The following is a 12,136-nucleotide window of genomic DNA, read 5'->3' as shown; positions in this document are numbered from 1 at the left end:
ATTAGTCCTTGGTAACGCGGTTTGCTTCTTCCAGACTGGTAACACCCCAGGCTGCTTTACGAAGTGCTGAAATTCTTAAATTATTGAAGCCTTCTGCTTTGGCGGCTTTGGCAATATCAATAGAGTTGCCGCCCTCCATTATAATGCTGGAAATCTTTGGGGTTATGCGAACCACTTCATATACACCCACACGGCCCTTATACCCGTTGTTGCATTGGGCGCAGCCCACCGGGTGGTGAAGCTCAAATTCACTGCGTGGAATGCCGATTTCGTCAAAGCCTTCTTCAGTTAATATTTCATCGGGAATATCGGTTGCGGGCTTCTTGCAGTTACTGCATAGCCGACGTGCCAGTCGTTGAGCAATAATAATGCTCACCGTGGTGGCCACGTTAAAAGCTGGCACGCCCATGTTTAAAAGGCGTGTCAGGGTTTCTGGCGCACTGTTTGTATGCAAAGTGGACAGTACCAAGTGGCCGGTTTGAGCCGCTTTGATACCGATTTCGGCCGTTTCCAAATCTCGAATTTCACCGACCATTACAACATCCGGATCTTGACGCAGAAATGAGCGCAATGCCTCGGCAAACGTTAGGCCTACCTTGGTATTCATTTGAACCTGATTAATGCCTTCTAGGTTGATTTCTACGGGGTCTTCCGCCGTACTAATGTTAATCTCTGGGGTATTTAAGATATTTAGGCCGGTGTAAAGGGAAACCGTTTTTCCGGAGCCCGTGGGCCCTGTCACCAAAATCATGCCTTGTGGCTGCGCCAGCGCATCCATGAAGATCTTTTTCTGTGCATCTTCGTATCCGAGGGCATCGATACCCAGTTTCGCAGACGAAGGATCAAGAATACGCAATACAATTTTCTCTCCGAATAGCGTTGGCAGCGTATTCACACGGAAATCGATTGCGCGGCTTTTGGAGATTTTCATCTTGATGCGGCCATCCTGTGGCACGCGTCTTTCGGATATATCCATTTGAGACATGACTTTTAGGCGTGCGGCCAGTCGGGTGGATAGGTTGACTGGAGGTCGTGCCACTTCCTGAAGTATGCCGTCGGTACGAAACCGGACGCGATAGGCTTTCTCGTAGGGCTCAAAGTGGATGTCAGATGCTCCGCCTTTAATGGCATCAAGTAAAACTTTATTTATGAATTTAACGATCGGGGCTTCATCGGCTTCTTTTCCGGAGCCGTCGTCCTTTGCTCCATCCTCATCGACTGCCTGAATGTCAAGATCTTCTAACGCTTCATCATCTAGGTCGCCGAGAGCATCGCCAATGGACTCTTCCTGAGCGTTTAAAAATTTATCGATGGCAATGCTGAGCTTGTCGCCGTGGACAAGTATGGCCTCAGTGCTACAGCCAGACTGGAATTTTATTTCATCTAAGGCATGTAGATTAGTGGGATCCGCCATTGCCACAAAAAGTCTATTACCCCTGCGGTACAAGGGCAGCGCTTGATGTTTATTGATTAGTTTGCGGTCTATGGAGTCTTGAGGGATAGACTCAACATTTAGGCTTGCCAAGTCAAACAGTGGGGTACCAAACTCTTCAGACGCAGCATTAGCAATCGCGTCTGCATCTACAGTTCCCCCGGCAATCAAATATTGTACCAGTGGCTTTTTTTCCTTGGCGGCTTGGCCAATGGCGTTTTTCGCCAAGTCCTCCGTAAGGAGCCCATCTTTGACTAGCCTTCTTGCGAGGCCACTAATCTGGGGTGAGGGTGCATTCATGGATTTGGATCGCCCTAGAAATGACTTAACTGTGAAGTGAACTTTGGCTTATAAGTGACTGTAAAACAAGCCTATTCCTATTTCTGATGCTTTAATTTACATCTGATCCTACATTATAGGTGGCGTCACAGATACTGCAGCGACAAAAATTGTCACTTTTTGACTCTGCAGAGCATCTGTGGCGTTGATATGCTATGTCCCCGGCACCAAGCTAGGTTGGCTTTTTGTAGGTTTAAGCTAGTATTGCTAAAGGTTTGCTACGTATTGCTTAAATGCTGGCATGCTCATTGCTAGAGTATTTATACCTTTTCCCGTATACAAGTCTGTGGAGACATTTTATGAAAAGCGTACAAAAAGGTTTTACCTTGATTGAATTGATGATCGTGGTTGCGATTATCGGTATTTTGGCTGCGGTTGCACTGCCTGCATACCAGGATTACACCATTCGTGCAAAGATGTCAGAAGTCATTGGTATGGCTGCTGCAGCTAAGACCACTGTGTCTGAGTACTATGTATCCATGGGTAGCATGCCCGCTACTGCAGGCCCTGCAGGTGTTAACACTGCGACGGCCCAAAGCACTTACGTGAGCGCAATTACATACACTGGTACCACGACTGTGGGCACCATTACTTACACAATTACCAATTTAGACCCAGCAACAGGTAACTTGGTGTTTGTGGGTACTGGTTCTGCGAATGGCGTTCAGTGGGCGTGTAATACTGCAGCGACTACCATCCCTGACAAGTACCTGCCTGCTAACTGCCGTTAGTAGTTAAGTCTTGTAGTTCTTAAGGCCTCCCATTGGAGGCCTTTCTATTTTGTGGGGTGAGATTTGCAAAAACAATCAGCCGAAATCACAGTATTTGTGGTGCTTGCAACAGTATTAATAGCAGTAACCTCGTGTTACTGGTTTGGTTTAAGCGGCCCATTTTTGCTGGATGACTATCATAATCTTGAGCCCATGGCTGTCTATGGCGGCGTGGAATCAATGCAGGACGCGTTACGGTATATCTTTGGGCAGGATGGATTGCAGTGGGAGCGATCATTTGCCCGCGCAACTTTTCTGCTCAGCGATCAATATTGGCCGTCCTCTCCTTATGGTTACAAGTTGGTAAATCTCGCGCTGCATATAGTGTCCGCGCTGTTACTATTTTGCGTAATTTTTGTATTTCTCGGTCGTACTTCAAGTGCGCTGGTGAAGGCTGGCGGTGTGAGCATTTTATGGGCTCTCTTGCCGATGCATGTGACCACCGTGCTTTATGTGGTTCAGCGTATGACGATCCTAGTGGCGCTACTATCGCTCTTGGCACTCTATTTTCTGCTTATTGCGGCATCAGCTAGACGTGTTTTTACTCGCTACTGCTGTTTGGGCCTAGGCGTTATTGCATCAATCTTGGCGCTATGTGCCAAAGAGAACGCTGCAGTGCTTTTGCTTTTGGTGCCTTTGATTTACTTTTATAGAGAGAGTGCGACTAATTTTATTGCACGCTGGCAGAGTGGGTTTATAGCTATATTGCCGCTGCTATTTGTCGCCTTAATGGTAGTGACAGCTTGGGTAACGTGGGGGCAATACGAGGGGCGAGAGTTTAGTGGCCTGGATCGTTTGCTGTCGCAGGGCCCAATTTTATTCTTCTATGTGTTCCAAACCTTTTGGGTGTTTGATAGCTACACGTTATTTCATGATGGCGACTGGGTGGCTAGTTTGCCGTGGTATATCGGTGCGATAGCTTGGATTCTGCATGCGTGGGTGGTTAAGCTTTCTTTGGATAAGCTGTCTAAAGGCAATTTGTTGGCCGTTGGCATATTATGGTTTTACGCTGGGCACGCAGTAGAATCGACAATAATACCTTTAGAGTTGATGTTTGAGCACAGAAATTATTTGCCTGCTGTTGGCATAGTGATGTGCTGTGTCCATGTAATAACTGTGTGCTATGCAAAAATTAGATCCAAGGGGTTCAGTGCTTTAGTTGCACTTGCCATGCCGTTAGTGGGCGGCCTGATAGCCATTCTTGCTTTAATCTACCAGTGCGCGATTTGGTCAGACTATCGTGTGCTGAGTTCTAAGTGGGCCGCCGACCATCCCAACTCTATTAGGGCTCAATCCTATTTCGTTGCCATGCTAGATGAAAATGGATTGACGCCTATGGCGTATGACAAGTTGGAAGAGGTTATAGCGCGCAATAAAGAGCCATCACTCCTAATGCGGCGATACTATTTTGGGTGCAAGTTGTCTTTAAACAATAATTCACTAGATTTAAAAGTTTTAAGTGCTATGAATTTTACAACGGGAGTGCTTTTTGAAACTAAAAGGATTTTAGAGTCGGGAGACCCGTGTTTGATGAGCGGAATACCCGGTGGATACAGTGCTCTAATCAAGACTGTGGAAGGTATGCCATTGTTGGCGGGCAGAAAAAACTACTACGCCAGCTTTAACGATATCGCGGCATCAGCATTCATTAAACATGGGAATTACAGCGCAGCGGTGCGCGCGCGAGAGGCGGCCTGGCAGTTGCAGCCAAGTGTGCCTACCGCGCTAAAGCTGGCAGAGCTTTTCATATTGGGTGGTGACCCCGATAATGCTTCGATTTATTTAAATGCGGCGGTAGATTTAGATCGCGCGAGATGGTTTTCTGACGATGATACGCGCCAGAGTATCGTGCGATTGGTGGAGCTACTTAGCACCCAGAAAGGAGTAAATTAAACTAATGATTTTCTCTATTGTGATTCCTGCTAAAAATGAAGAGGCGGGTTTGGCCATTGTTTTACCAAAGCTGAAATCCCTGGCGCCTTTGGAAATTATTGTTGTCAACGATGGGTCTACAGACAATACGTCAAAGATATGCAAGGAAAATGGTGTTATAGAGCTTAAACACCCATATTCCAAGGGAAACGGTGCGGCCATTAAATCTGGTTTGAGGGCCGCCAGTGCAGATTATGTGTTATTTATGGATGCCGATGCCCAGCACGATGTCTCCAACGTTACTAGAGTTCTGGATGCTTATCGGTCAGGCGATGACATGGTGGTTGGTGCTCGGTCTTTCAAGCATCAGGCGAGTGTGGGCAGGGGGGTTGCTAATGGTTTTTATAATTGGTTCGCAAGTACAATAGTTGGCCATAAAGTGCAGGATCTAACATCTGGGTTGCGCCTAGTCGACCGGAAAAAAATGCTGGAATTCATCCACCTTTTGCCGAATGGCTTTTCGTATCCAACGACTATCACGATGGCATTTTTTAGAGCAGGTTATTCCGTCAAGTATGTCCCTGTTGAGGTTTTTGAGAGGAAAGGAAAAAGCCATTTGAGACCATTTTCAGATGGCGTCAGATTTTTGTTGATTATATTCAAAGTTGCAAGCCTGTACTCCCCACTTAAAATATATTTTCCGGCTAGCTTGCTTATGTTTTTAATGGGGGCGGGTTACTATCTTTATACGTATTTGTTGGAGCAGCGATTTACGAATATGGGAATGTTGCTTTTCTCTACTTCGATAATAGTTTTTTTCATCGGGCTTGTATCTGAGCAAATTACAGCTCTAAATTATCAGCGGCGAGGTTAAATTAAAGGGTGAGGAGACGTGACAGCAAGTTGGTGAACTATTATAAGTTGATAAAAGGGGTCAGCTCCCCTGCGCCAAGATACTTGCTTCGGCTTGCGGCACTTGTTGATTTAGGGTTGCTTGATGTCGGCAGTACGCGGTTTCAGTTAGCTGAAATTGGGCCCGGTTCCGGTGATGTGTGCGAGTATTATTTGGCGCAAGATGAGTGTGCTAAGGTTTTTGCAGTTGAATTTTCTGAGCAGGCTGCGAAAGGGTTAGTGCAACGATTTTCTGATCATTCAAAGTTCACGCTGTATCAGGATGATGTATTCAGTATCCCGGATGAGTATGTGTTTGATGTGGTGTTGGCCTTTGAGGTCTTTGAGCACATTGAGGCTGATAGAAAGGCGTTTTTGAAAGTTTTTGATATGCTAGCGGGTGGGGGACGATTGATTCTGTCTGTGCCAGCTTATATGAAAAAATGGCAGGCGCAGGATGTGTATTCCGGTCATGTTCGGCGCTACGAAAAATCAGAAATAATAGAAAAGCTGCAAGGCGCCGGCTTTGTCGACGTGCAAGTCTATGATTATGGATTTCCGCTAACGGCCATCATGTACCCATTTCGAGAGTTTTTTTACCGCAAAGATGAATCGGTAAGCAATGAAGTAAAATCAAAAAGAAGTGGGGTGGATCGGCCGCTGATATCAAGGGTTTTCTTTATATTCATGGTGCCGATTGTTTGTGCATTCGCATTTGTACAAAGATTTTTTTATCGCTCAGAGTATGGGGATGGCTTCATTGTTTGCGCCAAAAAATAGTGTTGCATTGTTGTTGGTGGGAGAAGATGAGGAAGCCTACCCCAACAGTGTAATCAAGGTGCGTGGTTTGCATCGCTGTTTTGAGGGTCGGTCTAGGCTTTATGTTGTTGGGGTGGACTGGAGGTCTTTGGGAGGTTTTAGAAAAAAATATTACACGCTTCTTTTGTGTATTTTAAAGTCTTTCCTCACAGCTATAAAAATTATTTTGGGGCGACATAAAGTCGTGTATATCTCATACCCAGGATATTTTGTCGCTTTTTTTCTTTGTTTGTGTCCAAGAGTTTTTCGGCCGGTACTGGTGCTCGATTACTTTTTGAGTATATATGACACGGTTGTAGTAGATAGAGAGTTGGTGTCCTCGCGATTCTTGCAGAAAATAATAAAAGCTTTTGATAGGTGCTTGCTGCTCAATGCGCGATTGGCAGTGGTAGATACTGCCGAGAATGCAGATTATTACGCAGCTCTTTTTGGGGTGAGCCCTGGAAAATTTATAATTTCCAATCTTGCCATCTCATCAGTAAAGTTGGTGGAGCCAAGGTGTCAGGCGGCGCCGAACGAGAGGTTTCAATGTCTTTTTGTTGGAACAATGGTGCCGCTTCAGGGAGTGCAGGTTATCGTCGAAGCGAGTCGAATTTTGTCTAACCTAGATCAGCAAGTGCAATTTTTGGTGGTGGGGGATGGGCAGGATGGTCATTGGCTTAACGATGCACCGTCAAATGTTTCGTGGAGATCAAGTTGGGCGAATTCTTTACAGTTGGCGGAATACATGTCTGAAGCTGATTTGTGCTTGGGGATATTTGGTTCGGGCAATAAAGCCGCAAGAGTGTGGCCGCTGAAAAACTATATGTATATGGCAGCGGGTAAGGCTTTTCTAACTGTAGATTCGCCATGTGCGAGAACAATCTTAGGAGAAGCGGATGTTATGGGTCAATATTTGGTGCCTGCCGGAGATCCTGAGGCGTTAGCTGCAAGAATACTAGCTTTAAAAAATAACCCCAAATTGGTTAATAGTATGGAGATGGCATCAAGAAGAATATATGACACGCAAATGCAAAATCAACATTCGATTTCTGCGCTATATGCTGAGCTTAATAAGTACCTAGATAGCTAGTTTTTTTCTTACAGAGTAGTAGCTGTAGAGCGACGTTAATGTAAGAAGCGTAATAATTCTAAGTGTGAATGCCAGTGTAATGGCATGGGCTATTGTGAGTCCGTGATTCTCGAGATGGTAGATGTAAAGAACCTCATTGACACCTATTCCTTGTATTGATATCGGAAGGAGCGCGCTCAGGTGTACGGTGATAATGCTCGCAAGCGTAGGCAGGGTAGGTATGTCAAGATTCATGGATTTTAATAGAAGTAACGTGCCGGCTAGGGTGAATCCTAGGCGTAGTATTTTAATCCCAATTGCAGCGGTCAGCTTTGTGTTTGGTGTCTTGTCGAGTGAGGCAAGCTTTTTTTGCAGAAATGTTAATAGTGTTTGTGCTGCCGGTGCTGAGGATTTTCGCTGACTAAAGTAGGTCAGGGTGAAATGGAGGAGTGCGGTGCATATGAGTATCAAAAGGCAGGTGGTTGCAAGTGTCAGATTGTCCAGCAGTAAGAATGTGATTGTACCGCAGCCACCAAACACACTAACTGTCAGTAATTTGTCCTTGATGACGGATGCTGTGGCTTGTGTTTTTGAAGTGATTTTTGAGAGCATGAGTGCAATCGAAAAGTCGCCAACTCGCCCTGGTAGCGCCAGTCCAATCAAGTTGGATAAATAAAATGCGCTGTAGAATGTCAGCCTATTATTTGGTGAGACTTCACTGTTGGGGGTTAGCTTTAGCAGAGACATTGCGCCTAGAACCATGCTGCCGTGAATAAAAAGATAGCCTAGTAGAAAATATTTGATGTCCAGTGATGTAAAAATCGATCTATAATTTTCAAGCTCTGTTTGGCTTAATAGGAAAGCAATTAGAAATAAAGACGCTGCAGATTTTAGATAGAGTGAAGCGTTTTTTTTGTTCAATGTTCCACTCTCATGGAAAGATCCACAGCGCGGCAATTTTTAGTAAAGGCGCCGATGGAGATGTAGTCGATGCCTGATTTGGCGTGATGCTCTAAATTTTTAAGTGAAATCGATCCTGATGCTTCGATCTTGGCTGGTTTTCCGATTTGGCGATTCAGGGCTATCGCCTTCAAAGTGTCGTCTCCCGTAAATTCATCCAGCATAATAATATCTGCACCTGCATTAAGTGCAGTGCTGAATTCTTCAAGGTTTTCTACCTCTACTTCAACAGGTTTTCCTGGCGCAATTTGGCGTGCAGCGGCAATTGCTTGTTGAATCCCGCCGCAGGCCATAATGTGATTTTCTTTAATGAGAAACGCGTCGTATAGGCCGATGCGGTGGTTGTAGCAGCCACCGCAGGTGACCGCGTATTTTTGGGCGGTGCGTAGGCCGGGGATGGTTTTGCGGGTATCGAGTAGCTTGACGCCTGTGCCTGCGACCAGATCGGCGTACTCCCTGCATTTGGTGGCCACGCCAGATAACAATTGTAAAAAATTGAGGGCGCTGCGCTCGCCGGTCATCAGGGCGCGGGCATTGCCGGACAATTCGAACAGTAGGTCGTTGGCGCTGGCACGATCGCCGTCCTGAACGTGCCAACTTACCTGAACGCTGGGATCGAGCTGTCGAAACACTTCATTGACCCATTCGGCGCCCGCCACGACGCAATCTTCGCGAGTGATGATGCGCGCGCGTGCCGTTTGATCAGCAGGAATTAGCTGGGCGGTAATGTCGCCGGTGCCGATATCTTCTGCGAGTGCTTGGCGCACGGATTCGATGCGGTCTTGGGCGATTTGTTGAGCGAGTTGTTCGGGAATGATCATAGCGGCCTACCAGTTATCTGGGCGCATTGTACCAGCATCTTTCACTGCGGTGTCAGTGAGGCTAGTGGTGTTGAATGAGGGTGAGGGTATCGCCTTTTTGGCGGATTTCCAGTTGCTTTAGCGCGCTCATGCCAAGTAGAACCTCATTGCCGGTCATGCCGGGGTTTAGGGCGCCTCTGAGATTTTCCAGCGTGATATCACCGAGTGAAAGCTGTGCAATGTTGGTGGCGTAGACGGTGATGTTGCCATTGGCTGTCTGCGATGTCATGGGGCTGCCTCGCTGCAGCCCTAAGGCGGGCGCGAGGTGTGCCGGAACAGAGACGTGCGTTGCTCCGGTGTCCAGTAGAAAAACAACCGATTGGCCGTTGATGCTGCCATTGGCGATATAGTGATGTTGCCGGTTGGCTTGCAGGATAACCTGGGTGCTTGTCAGCGAGCGTTGGCTATTCGGGTCTTGGTTGGGGTTTATCTGGAGGCTCTCCCAGCGGCCGAAAATAAGGGTCAATAGGCCTAGCGCCACAACCCAACAGAGGGTCAGCATGGTGCGGCCCATGGGTGCAGTTGAAGAATAGGGCATGGTGGCTGTATTTCCTGACGTTATAGCCCAGAGGTAGCTTGATCCACTTCCACTAGGGACTTTAGTTCTGATAATAGCGAATACTTATAACACGATGTGATGGATTTCTCGAAGTCGGCAGTCGCCACTAGGTAAGTTGCTAGGGTTGATTATACTAGGATTCCGCTGAATTTCGGATTCAGCAAGTTCACAGCGCCATCCATAGTGGAGTGCAACCATGTCGACGGGACCCCAAGGGGCAAATGTAGTGCCGTTAAAGCCAGATTCCAAAGCGGACGCCAAGCGCTTAGATCGCGCCTTGTTGGCTCGTCTGCCGGCACCGGTGCACGCCGTTCAGCTGAAGGGGAAGCAGGTGATTGCGGGCCTGCTGCGAACCCTGTTCGACAAGGCCGATGACTCATTGTTTGAGCTTGCCGATCGCGCGGTCAACAACCAAGATCAAAACCTTTTCTTCGAATCTATGCGTGAAGTTCGGCTCAAGCGCCGCACCGTGGAGACGGGTTTTGCCGACCATATTGATGCCGCTTTTGCGCGTTTAGCGTCCTCTGACGCGCCGCGCGCTGAGCAGGACGATATCTATGCTGGTGAACTGTCTATCGACAGTCTTTCGCTTGTGCAGAACGACGAATTGGAAGAGTTGGTGGCGACGGATTCAATGATCCAAAAAGCCAACGAGCGTTTTGCCGAGCCAATTCAACATGTGGCTATTCGGCTGGACAGCCTAGTGCCGGTGAAGGTGTACCAAAAAAACAATCCGCTTGGTCCTGATACGCTGTGTGAAGGTTTTGTGGCGGCTACTGGCTGCATGACGCTGGACATTAAAGCGCGACTCGTATTGTTTAAATTGTTTGATCGTTTAGTCGTGACGCAACTTGGTAAGTTGTATGAGGACGTTAACAAAACCTTGATCGAACACAATGTACTGCCTTCCTTAAAAGGTCCACAACGCCCACAACGGCAAGCCCGAGCGCCTGCCGTTGCAAGCTCAAAGGCGGGTGGCGTGGCAGCGTCTGGTGCAGACAATCGCACGCAGGATGCCGGTGGTGGCGAGAGTGAAGTGCTATCGACGCTGCAACAATTACTTGCCGAGCAGCGCGGCGAGCAGAGCGCAAATGGCGATCTGCTCGGCACCGATTTTTCCGGTGATACTATCGGCACTACTGACGTCATGCGCTTGTTGTCTCAATTACAGCATCGCGAATTACCCAGTGGGCAAAGTAATATCAAATCTGTGCTCGACCACGTTTTACGCGCACGTGATGACGGTAAAAAACTGGGCCAACTGGACGACGACATCATCAACCTTGTCAACATGATGTTTGAGTTCATTCTCGACGATCGCAATCTAGCTGCGCCTATGAAAGCATTGCTGGGGCGCTTGCAAATCCCTTTGTTGAAAGTTGCCATTGCTGATAAAACGTTTTTTAGCAAGGGCGGACACCCTGCACGGCGGCTACTTAACGAACTCGCTACGGCCGCTTTGGGTTGGCAGGGCGATGGCGGTGAAAAAGATACACTGTTTAAGAAAATCGACGGCATTGTTCAGAAGCTAATCACAGACTTTGATAGCGACGTGTCGATTTTTGGCGAAATGCTCACCGATTTTGTCTCCTTTATTGAAAAAGAAAAACGAAGAGCGTCCATTTTAGAGCAGCGCACATTAGATGCTGAAGATGGCAAGGCCAAGTCTGAGCGGGCGAGGGCGTTGGTTAATCAAAGTATTTTGACTTTAATTGACGGTAGGAATTTACCCGCACCGGTGTTGACCTTGCTGCAGGAAGCTTGGGGTAACGTGCTATTTTTGATTTGTCTAAAGCATGATACCGACAGCGATGAATGGAAGGAGGCTTTGCAGACCGCCGCTGACTTGGTGTGGAGCGTGTGCGCAACCTTAGACAAGGAGGCGCGCGCACGCATGTTGCAGTTGGTGCCTGACTTGCTAAAACGATTGCGCACGGGGCTTGAGAGCGTCTCCTATAACCCATTCGAAATGACGCAACTGTTTAAGCAATTGCAGGCGGTACATCTACAGCGGTTAAAGGCGCCGGTTGTTGTGCCCACTGTCAAAGATGCACCTGCGGCCAATGAAACGCCTGCAGCGGCTATTGAAGAGTCTGTACCACAGGCGACTGAGGCCCTGACTTCCACTGCGGCCGACGAGCCGCGTGCGGTAGATCCAACACCTCAGGCTATGGTGGAAACGGTGATTGCTGCACTGCCGGAAGAACCTAGCGCGGAACCAACCGCGCAGGCAGACAATCCCTTTCTTGCCCAGGTGGCGCGCATGTCTCCAGGTTGCTGGTTTGAGCATCACGATGAAGGGCAGCAGTATCGGTGTCGACTGGCGGCCATCATCAAAGCGACGGGCAAATATATCTTTGTTAATCGCTCGGGTATGAAGGTTGCGGAAAAGACCGCCGCTGAATTTGCCGACGCCCTGCGCGATGGAAAATTGCAGTCGCTCGACGATGGTATGTTATTCGATCGCGCGCTCGAAGCGGTAATCGGCAATCTGCGTTCAACTCGTGGTCGTTAAAGGCCGCGTTTCTTAATATACTCTCCTGCTTGGGCCCCAAGATATACTGCTTGGGGCGCGGTTTGTTC

General features: G+C 47.8%; 10 protein-coding genes. 6 read left to right on the top strand and 4 right to left on the bottom strand.

Translation table 11 applies throughout. The annotated features are described in order from the left end of the window. Nucleotide 1 precedes the first annotated feature (1 nt). The gene (pilB, locus tag FHS30_RS11265) at nt 2-1,732 is read right to left on the bottom strand and encodes a type IV-A pilus assembly ATPase PilB (protein WP_183910579.1); all 1,731 of its coding nucleotides are present in this window, start codon (nt 1,730-1,732) and stop codon (nt 2-4) included. Between the two features lie 338 nt (nt 1,733-2,070). On the opposite strand from pilB, the gene FHS30_RS11260 reads away from it, so the two are divergent. The 5 genes from FHS30_RS11260 (at nt 2,071) to FHS30_RS11240 (ending at nt 7,195) form a co-directional block, all read left to right on the top strand. Then, the gene (locus tag FHS30_RS11260) at nt 2,071-2,502 is read left to right on the top strand and encodes a pilin (protein ID WP_183910578.1); all 432 of its coding nucleotides are present in this window, start codon (nt 2,071-2,073) and stop codon (nt 2,500-2,502) included. Nucleotides 2,503-2,565: 63 nt separating this feature from the next. After that, on the top strand, nt 2,566-4,434 hold the full coding sequence (locus tag FHS30_RS11255) for a tetratricopeptide repeat protein (RefSeq protein ID WP_183910577.1): 1,869 nt from the start codon (nt 2,566-2,568) through the stop codon (nt 4,432-4,434). A gap of 4 nt (nt 4,435-4,438) precedes the next feature. Beyond that, nucleotides 4,439-5,287, top strand: coding sequence for a glycosyltransferase family 2 protein (locus tag FHS30_RS11250; protein WP_183910576.1), 849 nt, complete (start codon nt 4,439-4,441; stop codon nt 5,285-5,287). A gap of 32 nt (nt 5,288-5,319) precedes the next feature. Next, nucleotides 5,320-6,084: a methyltransferase domain-containing protein gene (locus FHS30_RS11245; RefSeq protein WP_183910575.1), complete on the top strand. Its 765-nt coding sequence runs from the start codon at nt 5,320-5,322 to the stop codon at nt 6,082-6,084. Next, nucleotides 6,056-7,195: a glycosyltransferase gene (locus FHS30_RS11240; RefSeq protein WP_183910574.1), complete on the top strand. Its 1,140-nt coding sequence runs from the start codon at nt 6,056-6,058 to the stop codon at nt 7,193-7,195. The genes FHS30_RS11245 and FHS30_RS11240 overlap by 29 nt, the downstream gene beginning before the upstream one ends. Here FHS30_RS11240 and FHS30_RS11235 read toward each other — a convergent pair. From FHS30_RS11235 to FHS30_RS11225, 3 genes are all read right to left on the bottom strand, one after another. Continuing rightward, complete coding sequence (locus tag FHS30_RS11235; RefSeq protein WP_183910573.1) at nt 7,184-8,095, bottom strand: lysylphosphatidylglycerol synthase transmembrane domain-containing protein; 912 nt, start codon at nt 8,093-8,095, stop codon at nt 7,184-7,186. The two genes, FHS30_RS11240 and FHS30_RS11235, sit on opposite strands and share 12 nt — an antisense overlap. Then, nucleotides 8,092-8,955, bottom strand: a complete 864-nt coding sequence (gene nadC / locus FHS30_RS11230; protein WP_183910572.1) for a carboxylating nicotinate-nucleotide diphosphorylase — start codon at nt 8,953-8,955, stop codon at nt 8,092-8,094. The genes FHS30_RS11235 and nadC overlap by 4 nt, the downstream gene beginning before the upstream one ends. 61 nt (nt 8,956-9,016) lie before the next feature. Further along, nucleotides 9,017-9,532: a retropepsin-like aspartic protease family protein gene (locus FHS30_RS11225; RefSeq protein WP_221197262.1), complete on the bottom strand. Its 516-nt coding sequence runs from the start codon at nt 9,530-9,532 to the stop codon at nt 9,017-9,019. A gap of 217 nt (nt 9,533-9,749) precedes the next feature. On the opposite strand from FHS30_RS11225, the gene FHS30_RS11220 reads away from it, so the two are divergent. Next, nucleotides 9,750-12,068 carry a DUF1631 domain-containing protein gene (locus FHS30_RS11220; protein ID WP_183910571.1) on the top strand — a complete coding sequence of 773 codons (2,319 nt, stop codon included), beginning with the start codon at nt 9,750-9,752 and terminating at the stop codon, nt 12,066-12,068. Nucleotides 12,069-12,136: the final 68 nt, after the last annotated feature.

Source organism: Simiduia aestuariiviva (assembly GCF_014192475.1).
GTDB classification, from domain to species: Bacteria; Pseudomonadota; Gammaproteobacteria; order Pseudomonadales; family Cellvibrionaceae; genus Simiduia; species Simiduia aestuariiviva.
The sequence above is the reverse complement of the archived record's forward strand: the minus strand, read 5'-3'. Positions and strand labels throughout refer to the sequence as shown.

Excerpts from the sequence above, each read along its gene's own strand:
- pilB (WP_183910579.1), bottom strand. The coding sequence starts at position 1,732 with ATGAATGCACCCTCACCCCAGATTAGTGGCCTCGCAAGAAGGCTAGTC.
- FHS30_RS11225 (WP_221197262.1), bottom strand. The coding sequence starts at position 9,532 with ATGCCCTATTCTTCAACTGCACCCATGGGCCGCACCATGCTGACCCTC.
- FHS30_RS11220 (WP_183910571.1), top strand. The coding sequence starts at position 9,750 with ATGTCGACGGGACCCCAAGGGGCAAATGTAGTGCCGTTAAAGCCAGAT.
- FHS30_RS11250 (WP_183910576.1), top strand. The coding sequence starts at position 4,439 with ATGATTTTCTCTATTGTGATTCCTGCTAAAAATGAAGAGGCGGGTTTG.
- FHS30_RS11240 (WP_183910574.1), top strand. The coding sequence starts at position 6,056 with ATGGCTTCATTGTTTGCGCCAAAAAATAGTGTTGCATTGTTGTTGGTG.
- FHS30_RS11260 (WP_183910578.1), top strand. The coding sequence starts at position 2,071 with ATGAAAAGCGTACAAAAAGGTTTTACCTTGATTGAATTGATGATCGTG.
- nadC (WP_183910572.1), bottom strand. The coding sequence starts at position 8,955 with ATGATCATTCCCGAACAACTCGCTCAACAAATCGCCCAAGACCGCATC.